Genomic DNA, 21,785 nt, shown 5'->3' on the forward strand with positions numbered 1-21,785 from the left:
ATGTATAATGTCGAACGAGAGTATGCCTAACAATCTGGAGGTTGATGAACTTGAATTATATAACGGGAAATGAACTTCGTAAGAAATTTTTAGCTTTTTTTAAAAGTAAAGATCATTTAATATTACAAAGTTATCCATTAGTTCCTGAGAATGATCCTACATTATTATTAGTTGGTGCAGGTATGGCACCATTTAAACCATTTTTTACAGGAAAGATGAATCCGCCACATCCGAGAATTAGTACTAGCCAAAAGTGCGTACGTACAGGTGATATTGAGAATGTTGGTCGTACGGCTCGTCATCATACTTTTTTTGAGATGCTAGGAAACTTTTCTTTTGGTGATTATTTCAAAAAAGAAGCAATTGCTTGGGCTTGGGAGTTTATTACTGAGCAATTACAAATGCCTAAGGATAGATTATGGATAACAATTCATACAGAAGATGATGAAGCATTTGCTATTTGGAATAATGATATTCATATACCCGCTGATCGAATTATTAGAATGGAAGATAATTTTTGGGAAATTGGTCCAGGACCATGCGGGCCATGTTCAGAACTATATTTTGATTTAGGTGAAGAACGGGGCTGTGGAAAACCAGACTGTGCAGTCGGTTGTGATTGTGATCGATTTTTAGAAATTTGGAATTTGGTATTTACCCAGTATGATCGAGATGAAGCTGGAAATTATACCCCATTGGCTAAAAAGAACATTGATACAGGAGCAGGGCTAGAGCGTATTGCATCTGTATTGCAAAATAAAAAGTCTAATTTTGAAACAGATTTATTATTTCCGCTTATTGAGCATGCAGCAAAAGTAGCGAATGTGGAATATGGTGCTGACAACAAAATAGATGTTTCCCTTAAAGTTATTGCGGATCATATTCGGAGTATGACGGTTATGATTGGCGATGGCATATTACCTTCGAATGAAGGTCGAGGCTATGTATTACGTCGGATTTTACGTAGAGCGGTTAGACATGCCCGCTTGCTAGGTATTGAAAAAATGTTTTTGGTTCCAATGGTTGATGTTGTAATTGCTATTTTTGCTGAAGCATACCCTGATTTAGCAGAAAAACAATCTTACATAAAAAAAGTAATCCAATTAGAAGAAGAACGTTTTCAAACAACATTAGTACAGGGTATGGAGTTATTGAACGGCCACGTTCAAAGTCTAAAAAAATCTGGAATTACAATGCTAGATGGTGCAACTGCCTTTAAGTTATACGATACTTTTGGCTTTCCTTGGGAACTTACCTTAGAAATACTGGAAGAACATGACATGCAGCTAGATAAACAGAATTTTGATGCTGCGATGAAAGAACAACGAGAACGTGCACGGGCAGCCCGCCAGGATCACGCTGAAAAAGTAATTATACCTGATTTGTCTAAGCTAGCAACGGAGTTACTTACTGTTGATGAACAGGCAGATAGCGCACAGGTGGTCTTAGCTTGGAAAGATGGTATGCTTGTTGATGAAGTTCACGATGGTGAGGATGTAGCCGTTATATTGGATGTGACGGGTTTCCATGCCGAAGGTGGCGGTCAAGTTGGAGATACTGGATTTTTAGAAAGTTCCATGGGGAAAATACAAATTACTGCTACTAAGAAGTTGGCAAATGGTACAACTTATCATATTGGTAATGTTACAGAAGGTTTATTGAAAATTGGCGATACTGTAAATCTTAAAGTTGATATGATAAGGCGGCGGGAAATTGCACGCAATCATACAGCGACCCATTTGCTTCATGCTGCTTTAAAGCAAGTCTTAGGAACACACGTAAATCAGTCAGGCTCATTTGTAAGTCCTGAAAGATTACGTTTTGACTTCTCTCATTTTTCTCAAGTGACTCCAGAGCAATTAGTGGAGATTGAACAGTTTGTACATCAAGCTATTTTAGAGAACATTTCTGTTTCTATTGTTGAGACGAATCAGAGTGCAGCGAAAGAAATGGGAGCTGTAGCTTTATTTGGCGAAAAATATGGTGAGTCTGTTCGAGTTGTTTTAGTGGGCGATGTAAGTAAAGAACTTTGTGGTGGCAGCCATGTAGTCAGTACTGCAGAAATAGGATTATTCAAAATCGTTGGTGAAGCTGGTATTGGTTCTGGTATTCGAAGAATTGAAGCTGTGACAGGAAAGGGTGCAATTGAATACGTTAATGCGCGAGAACAATTACTAGTTACTGCTGCAACGGTTTTGAAATCACGTCCTGAAGAAATTGTTCTTAAGGTAGATAGTGTTGTCGCTCGTGTTAAAGAATTGGAGCATGAATTAACTGAACTCACTAGTAAATTAGCCCATGGTGAAGTAGATGCGTTATTAGCTAGTTCTCAAGAGATTAATGGTATTCAAGTTGTCGTTGGTAAAGTTAGTATTAATGATCCTGATGGTTTGCGTACCGTGGCGGATATGGTGCGAAATCGTTTAACTTGCGGTATTGTTACTTTAGGTTCTATTAATGGAGATAAAGTCAATTTTGTTGCAATGGTAACAAAAGAAGCTATAGCAAAAGGTATACATGCCGGTAATATTGTAAAAGAAGTTTCTAAAATAACTGGCGGTGGTGGTGGTGGCCGTCCAGATATGGCCCAAGCGGGTGGCAAGAATCCAGAAAAACTTGCCGATGCTTTACAATTTGCCATAGAAGTTATTAAAAAGCAGATTAAATAGTTCTAAGTGTACGTAGAGTGGGATATAGTAACTCTACGTACATTTTTGTACATAAAAAATAGTAATTGCATCTTTTGAGATTTAGAAGGTGATTTCTTATGGAGTATGTTAATTACTTAATAATATATAGCGAAATGAAATAATTATTTTTATTTTAGTGGAGGAAATAACTAGTCCAGGTAGAATATAATGGTATAATGGGGAGATACTATTAGAGAGGAGGATGCTCAATGCCTAATATATCGGAAGAAACAATGATGTTTCGTGTGGAGAATGAGGAAAATAATGCAGCGATGGTTATTAATGCTGTATATCAGTCGTTAAAGACCAAAGGATATAATCCAATAAATCAACTAGTAGGATACCTTTTATCCGGAGATCCTACATATATTACCAGCTATAACAATGCCCGTGGATTAATACGTAAATTAGAGCGGGATGAACTTCTAGAAGAGTTGGTAAGAGCATATCTCAAAGATAAATAATATGTTGTAGGTATAGTGGGAGGACAAATGCGCATACTAGCTCTTGACGTTGGTGATAAAACAATTGGTGTTGCAGCAAGTGATTTGTTATTACTGACAGCCCAAGGCATTGAGGTCATTCGCCGTACTTCTTTAGAAAGAGATTTTATTAGGTTGAGTGAGATTGTTAATGAGTATGAAGTTGAGACAATTGTAATTGGATTACCTAAAAATATGAATGGAACAATCGGTCCTAGAGGCGAGTCAATGCAAGATTTTGCTGATAAAGTTGCAGCACAGTTTCCTAAAATAAAAGTGCATTTGTGGGATGAACGCTTATCCACAGTAGGGGCGCAAAAGGCATTAATTGCTGCAGATGTGAGTCGTGCCAAGAGGAAAAAAGTAATTGATAAAATGGCTGCGGTGTTTATTTTACAGGGTTATCTAGATAGTTTGTCCTGCTAATAACTTCCTTGACAGGATAACTTTTCTAAGATAAAATTACAGTACACTAAAAGGAAGAGGTGATATGAATGGCTGATTTTGAGAAAGAAGACCTCGAAGAATTGGATGAAGAGCTTGTGGTTGTTATGACTGATGAAGAAGGTAATGAATATTATTATCGTGAAGAAATGATTGTTCCAGTGGGTGACAAGCAGTATGCCATATTAATTCCTATCGAAGATGGAGACGATTGCGAATGTCAGGATGCTGGATGCGGTTGTTCTGACGATGAAGTTGATGTATATATTGCGCGCATTGATACTGATGAAAATGGCGAGGAAATATATGTCGATCCTACCGATGAAGAATTTGAAGATGTTCGTAAGGCATATGAAGAACTAATGGTAGAAGAAGAGGATGAAGCCGAATAGGCTTCATTTTTTTACAGATTGAAAGTATAACACTTCTGATTAGGCAAGCAACTATGGTTTGCTGCAAGTCATGTTTTTTTATGATGGCATAGTTCTAATTTTGATTTCTAGTGATTAGGCTTTTGGCTTAAGTCTAGGGACTTACCAGAAACCTAGTCTTTTTTTATCTTTTTGTGTATAATATAGTCATTGCCTTAAAAAGATAACTAAAAATGCTAGGGAGGTGGTATAAGATGAGTTATAGGCTGATGCAATTTAAATGGCATATTCTGTTAGTATTTGTTTTTCTTTGTTTGGGAAACGTTATATATAGATTGACACAACCGGTTACTGCACCTGTAGCGGAAAAAGCAGTAATTGTAGTTAAGTCGGGAATGGCTGCCAATGAAATTGGTGAGTTGTTGTATCAACAAGGTATGATAAAAAGTGTATTAGCATTTCATGCTGTAGCTAAAATGCAGGGATTGGCAAATTCTTTGCAGGCAGGCGAATATGTAGTAAACAAAAATATGACGATTCAACAAATTGTAGCAATGTTAGCTAAGGGGGAAACAGTATATCAACAAATTACGATTCCAGAAGGATATACTGTCGATCAAATTGCGAAACTAATACAAGAAAAGCAGCTTGGTAGTGCGGAAAAGTTTAAAGCACTCGCTAAAAATAGTAATGTTTCTTCTTATCCTTATATGATGAATTATAATGCAAATGTAGTATATAAAGTTGAAGGATATCTATTTCCTAACACTTATCAAATCACTAAGGGTGCGACAGAAGAGCAATTACTAAATATGATGATTACTCAATTTGATAAAGAGCTTAGTGAAAGCATGAGGGAAAGAGCAACTGCAATTGGTTTATCAGTCAAGGATGTAATTATTTTGGCATCTTTAGTAGAGAAGGAAGCCCAAATAGAAGGTGATCGCCCAATTATTGCCGGAGTCTTTCTTAATCGTTTAAAACAAGAGATGCCTTTACAATCTTGTGCTACGATTCAATATATTTTAGGATATCCTAAAGTAGAACTTTCAGTGGAAGATACAGAAATTTCTTCTCCTTATAATACCTACCAACACATGGGACTACCTCCAGGACCTATTGCAAATCCTGGAATGGCAGCAATAAATGCTGTTTTATACCCAAAGGAAACCAGCTTTATATACTTTGTTGCAGATAAGCAGGGCGCGCATCATTTTAGTAAAACATATGAAGAACACCTTGCAGCAATTGAACAAGTGCGTAAATAATAGGAGTGATATATTGAATTTGCTAAATGAAATGGAAAGATATGCTACTGATAATAATATACCAATTATTAATAAAATGAGTAGTAATTTGCTAATTGACGCTGTAAAAAGTAAACAACCAAAATCGATTTTGGAAATCGGTACTGCCATTGGCTACTCAGCATTACTTATGGTTCAATATATGCCACAGGATGGTAAAATTACTACCATAGAGCAAGATGCTTCTCGTATTGATCTTGCTTATGATTACATTGCTAGGGCTGGTAGAACAGAACAAATTCAGCTATTAGACGGTGATGCGAGTACTATTTTATCAGATCTTGAGGGGACATTTGATCTAGTATTTATTGATGCGGCAAAAGCTCAATACCTTGATTATTTAGGTAAAATTATAGACAAGTTATCTGTTGGCGCTGTTATTATCGCTGATAATGTATTATTTCGCGGCATGGTTTTGAGTGAAGAGCCACCGTTGAAACGTTACAAAACTATTGTCAAGCGTTTAAAGGAATATTTGGAATTTGTTAATACAGATTCTCGTTTTACTACAACAATTCACCATGAGGGTGATGGAGTGGCTATTTCTTATTATCAAGGAGCGAATAAAAAGTGAGAAAACCCGAACTTTTGGCACCTGCTGGTAATTTTGAAAAGCTTAAGATGGCTCTTCTTTATGGAGCAGACGCTGTATTTATGGCCGGCAAGTCCTTTGGACTGAGAGCTTTTAGCGGTAATTTTACGGAAGATGAGCTAAAAGAGGGTATTAATTTTGCCCATAGTTTACAAAAAAAAGCATATGTTACTGTGAACATATTTCCTCATAATGAGGATCTACCAGAACTACCTGCCTACATTAAATTTTTAGTTGACTGTCATGTTGACGCAGTGATTGTTGCCGATGTTGGTGTATACCGAATTGTTCGAGAAGTAGCACCTACATTACCTATTCATATTAGTACGCAAGCCAATAACACTAACTGGTCTTCAGTACTTTTCTGGCAAGAATTGGGGGCTGATCGAGTAGTGCTCGCTCGTGAATTGTCTCTAGAAGAAATTACAGAAATTAGGCAAAAAGTGAGTCTTGATCTTGAAGCGTTTGTTCATGGAGCGATGTGTATATCTTATTCTGGACGTTGCTTAATGAGTAATTATTTTGCTGATCGCGATGCAAATCGGGGACAATGCGCTCAACCCTGCCGCTGGAAGTTTAACTTAGTAGAAGAGAAACGCCCAGGTGAATATTATCCTGTACTAGAGGATGAACGTGGGACTTATATCTTCAATTCAAAGGACTTGTGTTTATTGCCAAACATTCCTGAATTGATCAATAGTGGCTTGGATAGTTTTAAAATCGAAGGTCGTATGAAAAGTGTACATTACGTGGCTACAGTAATTAAAGTATACCGTGAAGCCATTGATGCTTATATAGCGGATCCAGACAAATATAGTGTTAAAACAGAGTGGCTCGAAGAATTGCAAAAAATCTCTCATCGTGCCTATACAAGTGGATTTTACTTTAACAAAGCAACTCAAGATGATCAAATTTATGGATCATCTTCTTATGAACAGACATTTGATTTTATTGGTTTAGTGAAAAGTTATGACGCCACGACACGTATGGCTATTATTGAACAACGCAATAATATAAAAATTGGGCAAAGAATAGAGATCATGCAACCTGGGAGGCCTAATTTTTCACAAGTCATTACTGAAATGTTTGACATGGAAGGCAATTCTATAAGTGTTGCGCCCCATGCTCAACAGCTTATTCGTATTCCTATGCTCCAAGAAACTGTGGAGTTTGCCATGTTACGCCGTGAGGTACAGGAAAATGCATGAACAAATTCTAATTCGTATTGATGTCAAGTACATAAATTATCTAAATCGGATTATGGAAGGGTATGAATATTTAGGTGTAGTTACTACTGTAAAAGATCAGGTTGGAGTATTACGTATCCGTGTTACACCCGATACATATAAAGAAGTACAAGATATATTAGAAAATCTACCGATTGAGTTTGAATATGTAAGCTCATAGCGCATAGCTGCAGTATAATGAAAAATTAATAATTTTACCAGACAATGCCATACTATCATTGAGGTGATAGTATGGCATTACAAGTTTCACGCATCTACAAAATGTTGACGTTATTTCTTTTGGTCAGTTGCCTACTAATTATGCGGTTATTCTATTTACAAATTATTGCTGGCAACGAGCTTGCAAGCCAAAGTTTAAGTATGCGTATTCAAGAAGTACCTATTGAAGTTGCCAGAGGAGAAGTTGTTGATCGCAATGGATTAGCGCTCACAAATACAGCGCAACATTTTAGCGTTGTTATTTTTCCAGGATTAATTCATAATGCTGAAACTACGGCTAGTCAATTAGCAATGTTAATGGGGCTTTCGAAAGAGTATATTCTATCGGAAATTACAGGTAATAAACGCCCCTTTAAGTTAAATAGTAAGGTTGATGCCATGGTTGGAGACAAAATAAATCTCTCTAACATTTCAGGAGTTATAGTCGTAGCGGAAAGAGTTAGATATGGTTATCTTCCTATAGCAGCCCATGTAACAGGCTATATTAATCATGCTGATAACCAAGGTGTCAGTGGCATTGAAGCTATGTATGATGACGTATTACGAGGCAGCCAGCCAGAATATGCTGCAGCATTGGTCGATGCAGGGCAACAGATTATACCAGGTTTAGGGTATAAGCGTTTACGATTGCTAGACCATTCTGGCCCAAGCAATGTAGTATTAACTATAGATAGACAAATACAAAAAGATGTGGAAAATATATTGGATAATCATGATGTAAAAGGGGCGGTAGTAGTAATACGTCCAAATACAGGTGAAATCTTAGCTATGGCGTCACGTCCTAATTTTGATGCAAATCATCTTGATGACTATTTAAAACAAAGTAGTGCGCCTTTATTAAATCGTGCTATCGCAGCGTATCAGCCTGGGTCAGTATTTAAATTAGTGGCGGCAGCAGCTGCATTAGAAATTGGGATTGTACATCCAGATGATAGTTTTTTTGATCCTGGTTTTATTGAGGTCGATCATATACGATTTAACGGATGGGACTATGACAAAGGTGGGCGTGGTAAATTGACTTTTACCGAAGCTTTAGCATACTCTAGTAACCCTGTCTTTATTGAAGTTGGCTTAAAATTAGGTGCGGAGAATTTAATTTCATATGCAAAAAAATTAGGCTTTGGTAACAAAACCAATTTAGATTTTTATGGTGAGGCTGAAGGGTATCTACCGCCAGTTGATAGTATTTATCCAGGAGAACTTGCAAATTTAACCATAGGTCAGGGAAAATTGGAGGCAACACCACTTCAAATTGTGTCATTAGTTGCAACGATTGCAAATGATGGCGTTAAAGTAAATCCGTATATAGTGAACAAGTTGACAAATGCGGAAGGCGTGGTTGTGAAAAATTATGTTGCAACACCAGGTAAGCAGGTATTAACCCAAAGAACCGCTAAGCAAATGCAAGAAATGATGGGAGCAGTTACCCGTTTTGGGACAGGGCAAGCGGCTTACGTGGAAACAATTGGTTCAGCAGGTAAAACTGGTTCTGCTGAAACTGGACGAACAAATGAGTCTGGGAAGAGTATTAATCATGCATGGTTTGCTGGTTATGCACCTTTAAAAAATCCACAATATGCGATAGTCGTTTTTATTGAAGAGGGAATGTCTGGCGGCGATGTAGCAGCACCAATTTTTAGTGAGATTATGTCAGCCATAATAGGCCCAGCAAAAGAATTGAAATAGCTTACAAAAAACTAGGCAATAAATTAAAAATATGATAAACTATATGAGATAATGAATTATTATGCTAAGGCTGTGATATTGTGATAGAAGAAAAACCTTGTATTTTGGTTATTCATGGGCCTAATTTGAATTTATTAGGAAAACGTGAACCAAATATTTATGGTAAGCTGACGCTAGATGAAATTAATGCAAATATAAGGGGAAAAGCTAACAACCTAGGTATTGCAGTGGAATTTGTTCAATCAAATCATGAAGGTTATATAGTGGACGCCATTCAGCAAGCTGAAGGCAAACATAAGGGTATTATTATTAACGCTGCGGCTTTTACTCATTACAGTATTGCTATACGTGACGCTTTAGCTGCTATTTCTGTTCCCGCTATTGAAGTGCATTTGTCGAATATTTATAAGCGTGAAGAGTTTCGCCATCATTCGGTTATATCTTCAGTTGTCTATGGTCAAATCAGTGGATTTGGATCTGATAGCTATCTTTTAGCATTGGAGGCAGTTGCCCGTTTAATCGGCAACAAGAGATAAAATGGAAAGAAGAATAATAAAACTTCGTAAGTTTATGAATGAAAATGATTTACATGCAATGCTTGTTAGTAAACCGGAAAATGTACGGTATTTCAGTGGATTTAGTGGTTCAGCCGGTATGTTATTAATCACTAATAACTCTAACAAATTATTAACGGATTTTCGTTATATTGAACAAGCTACTGCTCAAGCTAAGCAATTTGAAATAATACGCTATAGCGCAACTTTATGGAAAACATTGGCTGATCTTGTTAAGAGTTCAGATCTTTCAAAAATTGGCTTCGAAGGTGATTTTATCACTTATGATGGGTATCTTGAAGTAGTTGATACTCTTCCTATGATCTCCTTAGTACCAGTTAAATTAGATAACCTGCGTATGGCAAAAGATGATGCTGAAATTGTTTCTATTAAGAAGGCCGTAGAAATTGCTGACAATGCCTTTTTGCAAATCCTGTCTTTTATAAAACCTGGAATGACGGAGCAGGATGTTGCTCTTCAATTAGAATATTATATGCGTAAGCTTGGTGCAGAAAAGCCAGCATTTGATACTATAATGGCTTCTGGTGCTCGTGGGGCACTACCTCATGGAAGAGCTTCCGAGAAAGTAATTGAAGTCGGCGATTTTGTGACAATGGATTTTGGTGCAGTATATAAGGGCTATCATTCAGATATTACACGTACAATTTGTATGGGCAAAGCCAATACGCGGCAAAAAGAAATATATGGAATTGTCCTTGAGGCACAATTAGCAGGTGTCAAGGCTGTTGCTCCTGGAAAAGTTGGCAAAGAGATTGATACAGTATCTAGAGATATTATTACTAATGCTGGTTTTGGTGAATTTTTCGGTCACGGGCTAGGACATGGATTGGGGCTTAATATCCATGAAGAGCCGAGGCTTTCACCTACTAATATACATACTGTTTTATTGGAAAATATGGTAGTAACAGTTGAACCAGGAATTTATCTGCCTAATTGGGGTGGAGTTCGCATTGAAGACACTGTTTTAGTTAGTACTGAAGGGTGTCAGATATTGACTGCTAGTAACAAGCAGTTGATAGAATTAGACTAATTTATTTTTACAAATTGAATTTTTGGAGGTAGCAAAATGATATCAAGTGGTGACTTTCGTACAGGTGCAACAATTGAAATTGACAATAATGTTTGGCAGATAGTAGACTTTCAACACGTAAAGCCAGGTAAAGGTGCGGCTTTCGTGCGCACGAAAATGAAGAATGTACGTACTGGAGCGGTTGTTGAACGTACGTTTAATCCAGGTGAAAAGTTTCCTAAGGCTCATGTTGATCGTCGTGAGATGCAATTTTTGTATGAAAGCGATGGCAGCTATAACTTTATGGATAATGAAACCTATGAGCAAAGTGAATTATCCGCTGATCAATTAGGTGATGCAGTAAAATATTTAAAAGAAAATATGACTATTGGTATTATGTTTTTCCAAGGAACTATTATTGGTGTAGAATTACCAGTAGCAGTTGAACTTACAGTAGTTGAAACAGACCCTGGTATTCGCGGCGATACAGCAACTGGTGGTACTAAACCAGCGAAAATGGAATCTGGTTGTGTAGTGCGTGTACCTTTATTTATTAATATTGGTGATGTTCTACGAATAGATACCCGTACAGGTGACTATTTAGAAAGAGCGTAATTAGCTTTATATAGAGGTATAAAAGATTATTAAAAAATCTTTTATACCTCTATTTTTTATTTTTATATGAATAGATAATTCGAAAAATAGTTAAAATAAGTTGTAGTGACAGTTGAAAAAGTAACGAGAATAACTGTCTAACTATTGGGTATAATGAAAATATCGTAGTAAATTACTTTAAAGGGGGTTATTTCATATGGCAAATATTAAAGAACGAGTAGCTTATTTACAAGGATTGACGCAAGGTCTCAATGTCAGTTCTCACTCTGCCGAAGGTAAGTTGTTAATAAATATTATTGATGTCCTCGATGATATGGCTGAGGAATTTAGTAACATTCAGATGGTGCAAGAGGACTTAGAAACATATGTAGAAAGTATGGATGAAGATTTAACAGATTTAGAAGAAGAAGTATATGATGATGTTGCTGGGGAAGAACTAGTAGAGGTGCAATGCCCTTCTTGTCACGAAACAGTTAGTTTTGAGTCCAGTTTATTAGAAGATGAAGATGATTTAGAAGTTTCATGTCCTCATTGTGGTGAAACTGTATATGATAGTGCATTAGAAATTGAGGTTACGGATATTGGTGATGGACAAATTAATAATAACTTTAATTATGGACTACACCCTGGAATTTAGTAGTATATCAAAATAAATATACTTTTTCTTGGTTGTGATCTTTTATATGAAATTCTAGTTTGCAAAAAAATCCCGGGAAACCGGGATTTTTTTGTGTTATTGGCATAAATTTCTAGTTGCTCCATATCTATGTAAAGAAAGGATGTAAGATATATGACTGATAGCAAACTTATTTTAGTTAAGAATATCTTAGAAGGTTATATCTATCCTGTCTTACCTTATAAGTTAGTTACTATGATACAAGAGATACCTTTAGAAAAATTAATTGACCTAACGGAAATAAGATTACGAGTAAATCAACCCCTACTATTGGTATTAGGTAATACCGATATCCTTGTAAGCCCTATGGGAAAAGAATCAACTATTCATGGAAAAACTTATGTATGTAATCAAGATGATCTACAGAAAACATTGCAACTTATTAGTAAAAACTCACTATATGCCTTTGAGGAAGAGCTAAAAATGGGTTTTTTAACCATTGATGGTGGACATAGAATCGGTTTAACTGGACAGGCAATTGTAAATGCTGGAGAGGTTAAGGCACTAAAACATATAAGCTCTCTCAATATTCGTTTAGCTAGAGAGGTCAGGGGATGTGCTGACAAAATTATGCCATTTATTATTACTAAAGGAGGTCATGTCTTAAATACCCTAATTATTTCACCCCCTCGCTGCGGAAAAACTACAATTTTACGGGATCTTATAAGGCAAATAAGTGGAGGATCTAAAATATGTAAAGGACTGCAAGTGGGGGTTGTTGATGAACGCTCAGAAATTGCTGCATGTAAAAACGGAGTCAGTACTGTTGATTTAGGGCCGCGTACCGATATACTGGATGGTTGCCCTAAAGCTATAGGTATGTTGATGTTGATTCGCTCAATGTCACCGGCTGTAATAGCAACAGATGAGTTGGGGAGGGTTGAAGATATATATGCCGTTAATGAAGCCTTAAATGCAGGTGTTAGTGTACTAGCAACGGTACATGGTCGGAATAATAACGACTTGTTATATCGACCGTATGTGAAAGAGTTATTAGAAAATAAGTCCTTTGACCGTTACATTATCTTGGGAGACAGTCCATCTGTCGGTACTATTGAAAGAATTATCGATAGTAAAAGTAATGAAATTTTATGGGACATAACAACAAAGTAATTCACTGTGGATCATTTTTTCCATAGTAAAAAGGAGTAACGTAATGTGGCTAAAAATAATAGGTAGTATTTTGGTGTTAATAACAAGTTCCTATATTGGGTTTAAAATGGCGGCCTCGTGCCAAGAAAGGCCTCGCCATCTTAGGCAAATTATAAGTTGTATTGCATCAATGAGATCTTATATTTTATACGCCCGTGTTCCTCTACATGAAGCTGTGGCTCAATGTACGAATGGAATCTATGGACCTGTAGCTACTTTTTTTCAGAAAATAGCTGCTATGCTAGAAAAGCAAACAATATTGACTCCCCAGGAAGTGATAAGTAAGGTTTTACATGAAATGCAAGGAAGTTTAATGTTAAAGACTCCAGAAATAGAAGTACTACATGTTTTAGGTGGGAATTTAGGCCACATGAATTGTACGGAGCAAGAAAAATACCTATTGTTAGTAATTGAACAGTTAGAACGATTCGAGAATGAAGCGACAAGATTGCGCGATCTTAATACTAAAATGTATCGTTACTTAGGGGTTTGTGGGGGAATGGCCATAGTAATTATATTAGTCTAATAGGTATTAGCTAGTTATTTAAAATAACCGAAGGGTGGTAGTACTATGAAGGAGGATAATAATGGGCCTGGATATATTATTTAAGATTGCCGGTGTTGGTATTTTGGTTTCCGTTTTTCATACAGCACTAAAACAGGCTGGTAAAGAAGATATGGCACATTTATGTACACTGGCAGGATTTACTGTAGTTTTATTATGGGTTGTTCAATTATTAGGAAGGTTATTTACTACAGTACAAGATGTTTTTAAGTTATTTTAAGGGGTGCAGGGTGTGGAAATTATTCAAATTGTCGGGCTTGGATTTGTTGTAACCTTACTTATCTTAACAATTAAACGAGAAAGGCCGGAAATTGCAGTACAGTTAAGTTTAACCTTAGCAACCATCATTTTTTTAATAGTTCTTACTAAAATTAATGTTATTCTAAATTTATTCCGTGATATGGCGGATAAGGCTAATATTAGTCAAATGTATTTAAATACGATATTAAAAATTATTGGTATTTCCTATATTACTGAATTTGGAGCTCAAGTATGCCGAGATGCAGGCGAGGGAGCAGTAGCAGGTAAAATTGAATTTGCAGGTAAAGTGTTAGTTATGGTAATGGCTGTTCCTATTATCGCTTTGGTAATGGATACCATTGTCAGATTGATTCCATGAGGTGAAACATGAAAATATTTATTATGGCAATAGTATGGCTAATGCTTAACATAACTAGTGTTTTTGCCAATCCATTAAATAGTGTTGAAATTGAGCAGCAACTATTAGAGAAAGTTTCTCCTGAAAACATAAATCAATTTATTCAGCAAGTTAATCAAGAACTAAATGATGAGATCCCCTTATTAAATAGTGATACTATTCATGGTATAGCAACTCAAGGATTAAATGTAAGCTGGCAACATCTCAGGCAATCCATAATTGCAAACTTCTTTCACGAAATAACAGTAAGTACTCATTTAATGGGTAAATTATTATTTCTAGCAGTATTATGTGCAATGTTACAAAATCTACAGAATTCTTTTGAAAAATCCAGCATTTCTTTATTGGCCTATAGTGTTTGTTTTATTTTTATGTCATCGATTGCTCTAACTGCTTTCTATAATACATTAAAATTAGCAAGTCAAACAGTGGGGTATATGGTTGGATTTATGGAGGCTTTGTTACCCCTTTTAATGTCACTCTTAGCAGGAGTTGGGGCGATAACTTCTGCGAGTTTGTTTACCCCCTTAATGTTATTTGTCATAAGTAGTATGAGTGTTATTGTTAAAGATGTGGTTTTGCCTTTGTTATTTTTAACAGCAGCTCTTGAATGCTTAAACTTTCTTTCTGATACATACCGTTTAAGTAATTTAGCGAGTATATTAAAACAATCAGGTATGATAATACTCGGCTTCTCAATGGTAATATTTATTGGAGTTATTACAATTCAAGGCACAGCAGGTAGTATTGCAGATGGGTTAGCACTGCGCACGGCAAAATTCGCAACAGCAACCTTTATTCCTGTAGTAGGTAAAATGTTTGCCGACACGGTGGAATTAGTAATGGGCGCATCCCTACTTTTAAAAAATGCAGTTGGCATTTTTGGTATTATCGTAGTATCCATGATTTGCATACTTCCTTTAATTAAGATATTATCTTTAATTTTGGTGATAAAAATTTCTGGTGCATTAGTACAACCACTAGGCGATGAAAAAATGGCAAAATGTCTTGATTCTATAGGAAATAATTTATTTTTAGTATTTGGTGCAGTATTAACAGTTGCTTTAATGTTTTTTTTAGATATAACCATGATTCTAGCTGCAGGTAGTGCAGCTATGATGCTGAGGTAGGTGTTTTTATTGATTGCTATGTTTACTGGCTGGGTTAAATATATTATTTTTGTTGTTTTATTTGCATCATTTTTAGAACTTTTATTACCAAGTAGTAGTATGCAACGATTTGTAAGGGTCATTATGGGATTATTTATTATGTTAGCAATTATGAATCCAATTATTTCAATAATACAAAATCATTTAATACCAACAAATCAAGTACCAGCACTGAGTACAAACTTTGGCAATTCCATAATGAATGATTCAATGAACATGTCTAACGAGCGTGAAAGGTTATCTCTTGAACTGTACAAAAAAGAATTAGCTCAGCAAATGAAAATTTTAGTAATGGCTATTGATGGTGTAGCCGATGTTCATGTAAATATAGAAATTAATACCGTCAAGAATAGCAGTATAGCAAGTGGTATTGAAAGTGTTATTTTATATATTAAGCCGGGTTTATCGGCAAAGGATCGGAAAGTTGCTGCCGTATCAAAGATAACGATTGGCGAACAAAAAGATAAAACTGAAGACCCACATATAGATCTAAAAAAAAGAATTTCGGAGATAGTAACAGAGCTTTACCAAATTCCCAAAGAAAAAATTGAAGTAAGGATTATACATCCATAAAGGAGTGAGTAATATATGAACGGTTTAGATACTGTTTTATCGTATACAAAAAAAATGTGGCCGAGGCAATTACTAAAAGATGGGGTAATAAACTCACGATTAATTTGGCTAGGCATTTTAGGAATAGGGCTCTTGTTATTGGGAGGAGTCTTTGATCATTCCTTAATCGATTCTAATCAAAAAGCTCCTGCTGAAGTCAGTAAGAACCCTACTCCAGTAAATCGTAGTTATGAAGAGATTGTAGAAGGAAAATTAGCAAATGTATTATCACAGGTAAAGGGTGCCGGATCCGTTGTTGTTAATATCACGTGGGAAAATAGTAGCACGCAGGAACATGCTAAAAACGTAACAAAGGAAAGTAAAACCATTCAAGAAAAAGATACTTCAGGAGGAGTTCGTAGTACTACTGAAACCAAAGAGAGTGAACAAATTCTGGTAGGCAAGGAAAATGGTATCGATCGTCCAGTTCTTGTGCGAGAAGTAAAGCCAATAATAAAAGGTGTATTGGTTATCGCTGAAGGCGCATATGATTCTAATGTTAAGGCAAACTTAACGAAAGCTGTAGAAGCTGGCTTAGGGATTCCTTCCTATAAAATTACTGTATTAGCTCAAAAAAAGTGAGGAGTTTATTATGAAAATATTCACTTTCCACAAAATAAATAAATATACTATATTTGCTGTTGGACTGGGTATAACTATAATGATGCTTGTTCTAATTAAAGGTTTAGGTACCATGCTACAAGCAAAAGTAAATCAATCTAACGCAATGCAGGTTTCCGCAACAAGTGTTTCCGAACCTATTATCCCCACTAGTAGCCCAGATTTTTTTATCGAATATCGATTGGAACGCGATAAGATTCGAAGTGAGCGCTCAGATTTATTAAGAGAAAATATCAGAAATGCAAAAACAGATGATAGTAGAAATCAAGCCCAATCTACAATCCTGAAAATGATTGCTGAAAAACAAAAAGAAACTGAGATGGAAAGCCTAATAAAATCGCGTGGGTTTGCGGATGCTTTAGTATTTGTCAGAGAAAATTCAGTAAGTGCCATAATAAAGACCACCTCCTTATCTCGGGAAGAAGTAGTTCAAGTAGCAGATGTTATTAGTAAGGTCTCAGGAATGAAATCTGAAGATATTTCAATTAGCGCAAAACCTTAATATATGCAAGTTGCTTAGCTAGTTTGTAAAGATGGAAAATGTTTGTTATAATAAAATAGCTATCGTAACGTAATTGTATTATTATATATAGTATAAAATTATCTTGAAATGGGGGGGATTTGTGAGTGGATAAACGTGAACGCAGTGAAAAGATGGAAAATAACGACGTTGGCTCTATTCGTATTGCGGATGAAGTCGTAGGGATTATTGCAGGTATGGCTGCCACCGAAATTGCTGGCGTAGCAGGCATGAGTGCAGGCTTGGTAGGTGGTATTGCGGAGATGCTTGGCAAAAAAAGCCTGGCTAAAGGCGTAAAAGTAGAGGTTGGCGAGCGTGAAGCTGCCGTGGATTTATACATAATTGTTGAATATGGCGTACGTATACCGGACATTGCTTTAAGAGTACAAGAAAATGTAAAACGTGGAATCGAATCAATGACAGGGTTAGATGTTGTAGAAGTTAATGTTCATGTACAAGGCGTGGGCTTTAATCAGGATGGTAAAGAAGAAGATATTCGTGTGCGGTAAAGTCATGTTGTAGCAGCAGTCGTGTAGAAAGGAGTAATATATGGGAATTTTTGATCGCATCATTTTATCTATTTACACCTTATTGTTGGCAATTTTATCAATAGGCGTAATCTTACTTTCTTTGCGCCTTATTTCTTTGGAATGGGTTTGGACAGGTATTTCGCTTCTTAGCGGACAATGGGAAGCTGGTTTGGTAGGGGCGGTGTTTTTATTGGTAAGTATTCGGTTGTTACTAGCAAGTATACGTTCTCACCGAATTAAAGAAACTATAGTTCATCATACCAATATGGGTGACGTACATATTTCACTTGATGCCATAAAAAATTTAGTTGAAAAAACAGCTAGACATACACGCGGTGTACGAGGAGTTAAAGTTCGTGTTAGTCATGATGGACAAGGTTTAAAAGTATCTTTAAAAGCAGTTGTTAGTCCAGAAAACAACGTTCCAAGTGTTTCAGAAGAATTGCAAAAGAGGGTTCATGCCTATATAAAAAATACGGTTGGTATTGAATTAGTTGATGTACAAATTTTAGTTGAAAATATATCTAATGATTTTAAGTCTAAGCAACGTGTAGAATAATAGTTAAGAGAAAATTCTCTAGTATGTAAAGGAGTGTAAATATGAATTCCGAGTTACTAGCAAAAATATGGCAGTATCATAGCGGGAAAATTATAGGTTTAGTGACAGGGTTTTTAGTTGGTATTTTCATTTTAGTATTCGGCTTTTTACATACTATGTTTGTAATGATATGCATGGTTGCTGGTTATTTGGTCGGCAAACGAATTGACGAAAAAGAAGACATTATGGATATTTTGGGTAAATTATTGCCTCCAGGATATTATCGTCAATGAAAAAAGTATGGTATACTATAAGTCCAATAGTAACGATGTTGTTATAAGAATTTTGTATGACTTACCAAATGTCATGAATTTAGTTTTACAACATTGGAGTGAAGCATAAGAAAAGAGGGAAGTTATGAGCCGTAGACAAGCCCGTGAATTGGCACTTCAGACTTTATTTCAGTTAGATTTTAACACTACAGGTAAAGATGAAGCACTACAGACAGCATTAAGTGAACATGATAATATTGATGAAAACACTAGAAAATACACCGAAAATCTTGTTATTGGCACACAGGAACATTTAAAAGAAATAGACACAATTATTGGGGACATTTCAAACGATTGGAAAATAGATCGTATGCCTGGAATTGATCGAAATATCGCTAGGATGGCAATTTATGAAATGAATTTTGGTAATGAATCATTACCACCTAATGTAGTAATTAATGAGGCTATTGAATTGGCCAAGCTTTTTGGAACTGAAGAATCAAGTCGATTTGTAAATGGAATTCTAGGAACATTGGTCAAAAGAACGGACAAGTAAGCTATAGTTGCTCGTCTATTAGTACCATTCAGTATTTACTTTGCATATGATACATAAAAAACATATGCGGAGGTGCTTTCGATGTTGAGATATATGTTATTTGGGGCGGCAATAGGTGCATTTATAGGTTATCTTATTCCGCCAGGTAGCTTTTTTTGGTTTATATTAGGAGTAACTGGTGGTTATATAACATGTCAATGTGTAGAGCAGCGTCGATATTGAAGAAAACTATCCAGACTTTCGTCTGGTTTTTTTTGTACTCATGTTATATGATAAATAGAAAATATAGTTGATAAAGTGATTTTATCAACTATATTTTCAAATGAAGGTGAATTATGAATATAGTTAGTGTAAGTGAAATAACAAAATACATAAAACAACTTTTTGAGTCCGATGCTAAAGTTGCATCTGTGTTAATACGTGGAGAAATATCAAATTTCAAGAAACATTATTCTGGGCATTGTTATTTTACTCTCAAAGATAGTAATGCTACAATTAGAGTTGTAATGTTTAAAAGCCGCGCACAATTTCTAAAATTCGAACCAAGGGATGGTATGAAAGTAATTGCTGGCGGCCAAGTCACAATATTTGAAAGAGATGGCCAATATCAGTTATATGCAGTCCAGTTGGTACCAGAAGGAATTGGCGAATTAAGTATCGCTTTTGCCCAACTAAAAGAAAAGTTGGAGGCAGAGGGACTATTTAATGATGAACATAAACAAACACTACCAATGTTACCAAAAACAGTGGGTATTGTTACTTCACCAACAGGTGCAGTTCTTAGAGATATTATTACTGTATCTAAACGAAGACACCCTGGGATCTTACTAAAGTTATGTCCTGTTCAGGTACAAGGACCAGATGCACCTTTACAAATTGTCCATGGAATTGAAGTCTTTAATAAGTTGTGTAATGTTGATGTTATTATTATTGGACGTGGTGGGGGCTCTATTGAAGAATTATGGGCATTTAATGATGAAAGAGTGATACGAGCTATTGCCGCTTCAAAAATTCCTATTGTCTCTGCAGTTGGCCATCAGACAGATTATACCTTGGCAGATTTTGTAGCTGATCGTCGGGCAGCTACACCATCGCAAGCAGCAGAATTTGTTGTACCTGATGTCAGAGAGCTTCACAAATATGTCTCTACCTTAAAAAGCATGTTAGAAAGTAATGCACGGGGTGTATTGAAGAATCATCGCATGAGGCTTGAGCAATTTACAAGGAGCAGAGTTTTTAAATATCCGTATGAGAACCTAGCAATAAAACAACAACTGGTCGATAATCTGCTGCAAAATTTGCAGCAGGTAATGAAGAAAATGGTCATAGAAAAACAACATGGTTTTAAAATTATGGCCGAAAAGTTATCAATGCTGAATCCACTAGCTGTATTGGCACGAGGATACGGTATTGTGCGTACAAACGATGGACAACTTGTTAACAATGTTACGACACTGCAGCCAGGAAAAAGAATTGAAATTGTGCTCAATGAAGGTTTGATAGATGCTGAAATAATTCGCGTACAGGAGGGGCATTATGGTAAGAGCTAAGAAAAAAGAAGAGTTAGATGAAATGTGTTTTGAAAAGGCTTTGGAAAATCTAGAAGCTATTGTAAAACAGTTGGAAAAGGGAGAATTACCATTAGATGAATCATTAGCCAACTTTGCTGAAGGAGTAAATTTATCGAAAATTTGTTTAAATAAATTAAATTATGCTGAACAGCAAATAGATAAAATTTTATTAGAAGAAAAGGGAAAAGTAATAGAAAGACCCTTATTGTTACAGGAGGACGATAGATGTTAAAACAATATTGTCAGGAAAAAGGTAAAATAATTGATGAAGCTTTAGGCAAATTTGTTCCCTGCGAAAATATGTATCCACCAGCTATTTTTGAAGCTATGCGTTATAGTTTATTTGCGGGTGGAAAACGTTTACGTCCGATATTACTCATGGCAGCAGCTGACGCTGTTGGTGGAACAGGTACTGATTATCTTAACATAGCCTGCGGATTAGAAATGATTCACACCTATTCTTTAATTCACGATGATTTACCAGCAATGGACGATGATGACTATCGAAGGGGTAAATTAACTAGCCATAAAGTTTTTGGTGAAGGTATGGCCATTTTAGCTGGAGATGGGCTATTAACTGCAGCATTTACAGTTATGTTGTCTCAGCCCGCCGTTAAGCCTGATGTGCTAGTAAAAGTCTTAGGGGAGATTAGTACTGCTGCGGGTGCTACAGGTATGATCGGTGGACAAGTCATTGATTTATCTTCTGAGGGAGAAGTTATTTCTATTGATACTCTCGCTTATATGCACCAAGCAAAAACGGGAGCCTTATTTAAAGCTGCTCTAAGAGCTGGGGCACAATTAGCAAGAGCAAAAGAATGGCAAATTGAAGCATTAACAAAATATGCAGAACAATTTGGTTTGGCTTTTCAAATAACGGATGATATCTTAGATGTAACTGGCTCGCAAGAAAAAATTGGAAAACCAATTGGTAGTGATATGAAAAATCACAAAGCAACCTATGTAACCTTATATTCTTTAAATGAGGCAAAGATAATGGCAAATCAAGCCGTAAATCAAGCCCTAGAAGCGTTAAGTCATTTTGGTCATGAAGCTGATATCTTGAGGGAAATGGTACGGTCTTTATTAACACGAGATAATTGAGGTG

Annotated in this window: 29 protein-coding genes; all 29 read left to right on the forward strand. The window is 36.0% G+C overall.

Features of this window, described 5'->3' with window-relative positions:
- Positions 1-50 precede the first annotated feature (50 nt).
- The 29 genes from alaS (at position 51) to UFO1_RS09875 (ending at position 21,781) form a co-directional block, all read left to right on the forward strand.
- The gene (gene alaS / locus UFO1_RS09740) at positions 51-2,669 is read left to right on the forward strand and encodes an alanine--tRNA ligase (RefSeq protein WP_038670324.1); all 2,619 of its coding nucleotides are present in this window, start codon (positions 51-53) and stop codon (positions 2,667-2,669) included.
- A gap of 230 nt (positions 2,670-2,899) precedes the next feature.
- Positions 2,900-3,154: an IreB family regulatory phosphoprotein gene (locus tag UFO1_RS09745; RefSeq protein ID WP_038670325.1), complete on the forward strand. Its 255-nt coding sequence runs from the start codon at positions 2,900-2,902 to the stop codon at positions 3,152-3,154.
- 27 nt (positions 3,155-3,181) lie between these two features.
- Positions 3,182-3,598: a Holliday junction resolvase RuvX gene (ruvX, locus tag UFO1_RS09750; protein ID WP_038670327.1), complete on the forward strand. Its 417-nt coding sequence runs from the start codon at positions 3,182-3,184 to the stop codon at positions 3,596-3,598.
- A gap of 68 nt (positions 3,599-3,666) precedes the next feature.
- Positions 3,667-4,008 carry a DUF1292 domain-containing protein gene (locus tag UFO1_RS09755; RefSeq protein WP_038670330.1) on the forward strand — a complete coding sequence of 114 codons (342 nt, stop codon included), beginning with the start codon at positions 3,667-3,669 and terminating at the stop codon, positions 4,006-4,008.
- Positions 4,009-4,241: 233 nt separating this feature from the next.
- A complete protein-coding gene (mltG, locus tag UFO1_RS09760; protein WP_038670332.1) occupies positions 4,242-5,255 on the forward strand; it encodes an endolytic transglycosylase MltG in 1,014 nt (337 codons plus the stop codon).
- 13 nt (positions 5,256-5,268) lie between these two features.
- Positions 5,269-5,868 (forward strand): O-methyltransferase, encoded by a 600-nt coding sequence (locus UFO1_RS09765; protein WP_038670334.1) that lies wholly within the window; start codon positions 5,269-5,271, stop codon positions 5,866-5,868.
- Positions 5,865-7,094, forward strand: a complete 1,230-nt coding sequence (locus UFO1_RS09770; protein ID WP_038670336.1) for a U32 family peptidase — start codon at positions 5,865-5,867, stop codon at positions 7,092-7,094. Before UFO1_RS09765 ends, UFO1_RS09770 begins: the two co-directional genes overlap by 4 nt.
- Positions 7,087-7,293, forward strand: coding sequence for a DUF4911 domain-containing protein (locus UFO1_RS09775; protein ID WP_038670338.1), 207 nt, complete (start codon positions 7,087-7,089; stop codon positions 7,291-7,293). The genes UFO1_RS09770 and UFO1_RS09775 overlap by 8 nt, the downstream gene beginning before the upstream one ends.
- Positions 7,294-7,364: 71 nt before the next feature.
- The gene (locus UFO1_RS09780) at positions 7,365-9,038 is read left to right on the forward strand and encodes a penicillin-binding protein 2 (RefSeq protein WP_038670339.1); all 1,674 of its coding nucleotides are present in this window, start codon (positions 7,365-7,367) and stop codon (positions 9,036-9,038) included.
- A gap of 80 nt (positions 9,039-9,118) precedes the next feature.
- Positions 9,119-9,574 carry a type II 3-dehydroquinate dehydratase gene (gene aroQ / locus UFO1_RS09785; protein ID WP_084159808.1) on the forward strand — a complete coding sequence of 152 codons (456 nt, stop codon included), beginning with the start codon at positions 9,119-9,121 and terminating at the stop codon, positions 9,572-9,574.
- A 1-nt stretch (position 9,575) separates the two neighbouring features.
- The gene (locus UFO1_RS09790; RefSeq protein ID WP_038670342.1) at positions 9,576-10,643 is read left to right on the forward strand and encodes an aminopeptidase P family protein; all 1,068 of its coding nucleotides are present in this window, start codon (positions 9,576-9,578) and stop codon (positions 10,641-10,643) included.
- 36 nt (positions 10,644-10,679) lie between these two features.
- Positions 10,680-11,237, forward strand: a complete 558-nt coding sequence (gene efp / locus UFO1_RS09795) for an elongation factor P (RefSeq protein WP_038670344.1) — start codon at positions 10,680-10,682, stop codon at positions 11,235-11,237.
- 196 nt (positions 11,238-11,433) lie between these two features.
- The gene (locus tag UFO1_RS09800; RefSeq protein ID WP_038670346.1) at positions 11,434-11,874 is read left to right on the forward strand and encodes a CD1247 N-terminal domain-containing protein; all 441 of its coding nucleotides are present in this window, start codon (positions 11,434-11,436) and stop codon (positions 11,872-11,874) included.
- 153 nt (positions 11,875-12,027) lie between these two features.
- A complete protein-coding gene (gene spoIIIAA / locus UFO1_RS09805; protein WP_038670348.1) occupies positions 12,028-13,026 on the forward strand; it encodes a stage III sporulation protein AA in 999 nt (332 codons plus the stop codon).
- A 43-nt stretch (positions 13,027-13,069) separates the two neighbouring features.
- Positions 13,070-13,591, forward strand: coding sequence for a stage III sporulation protein SpoIIIAB (gene spoIIIAB, locus UFO1_RS09810; RefSeq protein WP_038670350.1), 522 nt, complete (start codon positions 13,070-13,072; stop codon positions 13,589-13,591).
- Between the two features lie 61 nt (positions 13,592-13,652).
- On the forward strand, positions 13,653-13,850 hold the full coding sequence (spoIIIAC, locus tag UFO1_RS09815; protein WP_038670352.1) for a stage III sporulation protein AC: 198 nt from the start codon (positions 13,653-13,655) through the stop codon (positions 13,848-13,850).
- 12 nt (positions 13,851-13,862) lie between these two features.
- A complete protein-coding gene (gene spoIIIAD, locus UFO1_RS09820) occupies positions 13,863-14,249 on the forward strand; it encodes a stage III sporulation protein AD (RefSeq protein ID WP_038670353.1) in 387 nt (128 codons plus the stop codon).
- 8 nt (positions 14,250-14,257) lie between these two features.
- Positions 14,258-15,418 (forward strand): stage III sporulation protein AE, encoded by a 1,161-nt coding sequence (gene spoIIIAE, locus UFO1_RS09825; protein ID WP_038670355.1) that lies wholly within the window; start codon positions 14,258-14,260, stop codon positions 15,416-15,418.
- An 18-nt stretch (positions 15,419-15,436) separates the two neighbouring features.
- On the forward strand, positions 15,437-16,030 hold the full coding sequence (spoIIIAF, locus tag UFO1_RS09830) for a stage III sporulation protein AF (protein WP_236639426.1): 594 nt from the start codon (positions 15,437-15,439) through the stop codon (positions 16,028-16,030).
- Between the two features lie 15 nt (positions 16,031-16,045).
- On the forward strand, positions 16,046-16,651 hold the full coding sequence (locus UFO1_RS09835; protein WP_038670359.1) for a hypothetical protein: 606 nt from the start codon (positions 16,046-16,048) through the stop codon (positions 16,649-16,651).
- Between the two features lie 10 nt (positions 16,652-16,661).
- On the forward strand, positions 16,662-17,192 hold the full coding sequence (locus tag UFO1_RS09840) for a SpoIIIAH-like family protein (RefSeq protein WP_038670361.1): 531 nt from the start codon (positions 16,662-16,664) through the stop codon (positions 17,190-17,192).
- A 125-nt stretch (positions 17,193-17,317) separates the two neighbouring features.
- Positions 17,318-17,719: an Asp23/Gls24 family envelope stress response protein gene (locus UFO1_RS09845; RefSeq protein WP_038670363.1), complete on the forward strand. Its 402-nt coding sequence runs from the start codon at positions 17,318-17,320 to the stop codon at positions 17,717-17,719.
- 40 nt (positions 17,720-17,759) lie between these two features.
- Positions 17,760-18,299 (forward strand): alkaline shock response membrane anchor protein AmaP, encoded by a 540-nt coding sequence (gene amaP / locus UFO1_RS09850; protein WP_038670365.1) that lies wholly within the window; start codon positions 17,760-17,762, stop codon positions 18,297-18,299.
- Between the two features lie 41 nt (positions 18,300-18,340).
- On the forward strand, positions 18,341-18,571 hold the full coding sequence (locus tag UFO1_RS09855; protein ID WP_038670367.1) for a DUF2273 domain-containing protein: 231 nt from the start codon (positions 18,341-18,343) through the stop codon (positions 18,569-18,571).
- Positions 18,572-18,695: 124 nt separating this feature from the next.
- Entirely contained in the window at positions 18,696-19,106 is a 411-nt protein-coding gene (nusB, locus tag UFO1_RS09860; protein ID WP_038670370.1) for a transcription antitermination factor NusB, read from the forward strand.
- A gap of 81 nt (positions 19,107-19,187) precedes the next feature.
- The gene (locus tag UFO1_RS25170; protein WP_158442789.1) at positions 19,188-19,328 is read left to right on the forward strand and encodes a hypothetical protein; all 141 of its coding nucleotides are present in this window, start codon (positions 19,188-19,190) and stop codon (positions 19,326-19,328) included.
- Positions 19,329-19,441: 113 nt separating this feature from the next.
- Positions 19,442-20,656 carry an exodeoxyribonuclease VII large subunit gene (gene xseA, locus UFO1_RS09865; RefSeq protein ID WP_038670372.1) on the forward strand — a complete coding sequence of 405 codons (1,215 nt, stop codon included), beginning with the start codon at positions 19,442-19,444 and terminating at the stop codon, positions 20,654-20,656.
- Positions 20,643-20,909 carry an exodeoxyribonuclease VII small subunit gene (xseB, locus tag UFO1_RS09870; protein WP_038670374.1) on the forward strand — a complete coding sequence of 89 codons (267 nt, stop codon included), beginning with the start codon at positions 20,643-20,645 and terminating at the stop codon, positions 20,907-20,909. Before xseA ends, xseB begins: the two co-directional genes overlap by 14 nt.
- A complete protein-coding gene (locus UFO1_RS09875; protein ID WP_038670376.1) occupies positions 20,903-21,781 on the forward strand; it encodes a polyprenyl synthetase family protein in 879 nt (292 codons plus the stop codon). The genes xseB and UFO1_RS09875 overlap by 7 nt, the downstream gene beginning before the upstream one ends.
- Positions 21,782-21,785: the final 4 nt, after the last annotated feature.

The sequence above is a fragment of the Pelosinus sp. UFO1 genome, assembly GCF_000725345.1.
Classification (GTDB): domain Bacteria; phylum Bacillota; class Negativicutes; order DSM-13327; family DSM-13327; genus Pelosinus.

Excerpts from the sequence above, each read along its gene's own strand:
- UFO1_RS09745 (WP_038670325.1), top strand. The coding sequence starts at position 2,900 with ATGCCTAATATATCGGAAGAAACAATGATGTTTCGTGTGGAGAATGAG.
- ruvX (WP_038670327.1), top strand. The coding sequence starts at position 3,182 with ATGCGCATACTAGCTCTTGACGTTGGTGATAAAACAATTGGTGTTGCA.
- UFO1_RS09755 (WP_038670330.1), top strand. The coding sequence starts at position 3,667 with ATGGCTGATTTTGAGAAAGAAGACCTCGAAGAATTGGATGAAGAGCTT.
- mltG (WP_038670332.1), top strand. The coding sequence starts at position 4,242 with ATGAGTTATAGGCTGATGCAATTTAAATGGCATATTCTGTTAGTATTT.
- UFO1_RS09775 (WP_038670338.1), top strand. The coding sequence starts at position 7,087 with ATGCATGAACAAATTCTAATTCGTATTGATGTCAAGTACATAAATTAT.
- UFO1_RS09780 (WP_038670339.1), top strand. The coding sequence starts at position 7,365 with ATGGCATTACAAGTTTCACGCATCTACAAAATGTTGACGTTATTTCTT.
- UFO1_RS09790 (WP_038670342.1), top strand. The coding sequence starts at position 9,576 with ATGGAAAGAAGAATAATAAAACTTCGTAAGTTTATGAATGAAAATGAT.
- efp (WP_038670344.1), top strand. The coding sequence starts at position 10,680 with ATGATATCAAGTGGTGACTTTCGTACAGGTGCAACAATTGAAATTGAC.
- UFO1_RS09800 (WP_038670346.1), top strand. The coding sequence starts at position 11,434 with ATGGCAAATATTAAAGAACGAGTAGCTTATTTACAAGGATTGACGCAA.
- spoIIIAA (WP_038670348.1), top strand. The coding sequence starts at position 12,028 with ATGACTGATAGCAAACTTATTTTAGTTAAGAATATCTTAGAAGGTTAT.
- spoIIIAB (WP_038670350.1), top strand. The coding sequence starts at position 13,070 with ATGTGGCTAAAAATAATAGGTAGTATTTTGGTGTTAATAACAAGTTCC.
- spoIIIAC (WP_038670352.1), top strand. The coding sequence starts at position 13,653 with ATGGGCCTGGATATATTATTTAAGATTGCCGGTGTTGGTATTTTGGTT.
- spoIIIAE (WP_038670355.1), top strand. The coding sequence starts at position 14,258 with ATGAAAATATTTATTATGGCAATAGTATGGCTAATGCTTAACATAACT.
- spoIIIAF (WP_236639426.1), top strand. The coding sequence starts at position 15,437 with ATGTTTACTGGCTGGGTTAAATATATTATTTTTGTTGTTTTATTTGCA.
- UFO1_RS09835 (WP_038670359.1), top strand. The coding sequence starts at position 16,046 with ATGAACGGTTTAGATACTGTTTTATCGTATACAAAAAAAATGTGGCCG.
- UFO1_RS09840 (WP_038670361.1), top strand. The coding sequence starts at position 16,662 with ATGAAAATATTCACTTTCCACAAAATAAATAAATATACTATATTTGCT.
- amaP (WP_038670365.1), top strand. The coding sequence starts at position 17,760 with ATGGGAATTTTTGATCGCATCATTTTATCTATTTACACCTTATTGTTG.
- UFO1_RS09855 (WP_038670367.1), top strand. The coding sequence starts at position 18,341 with ATGAATTCCGAGTTACTAGCAAAAATATGGCAGTATCATAGCGGGAAA.
- nusB (WP_038670370.1), top strand. The coding sequence starts at position 18,696 with ATGAGCCGTAGACAAGCCCGTGAATTGGCACTTCAGACTTTATTTCAG.
- UFO1_RS25170 (WP_158442789.1), top strand. The coding sequence starts at position 19,188 with ATGTTGAGATATATGTTATTTGGGGCGGCAATAGGTGCATTTATAGGT.
- xseA (WP_038670372.1), top strand. The coding sequence starts at position 19,442 with ATGAATATAGTTAGTGTAAGTGAAATAACAAAATACATAAAACAACTT.
- xseB (WP_038670374.1), top strand. The coding sequence starts at position 20,643 with ATGGTAAGAGCTAAGAAAAAAGAAGAGTTAGATGAAATGTGTTTTGAA.
- UFO1_RS09875 (WP_038670376.1), top strand. The coding sequence starts at position 20,903 with ATGTTAAAACAATATTGTCAGGAAAAAGGTAAAATAATTGATGAAGCT.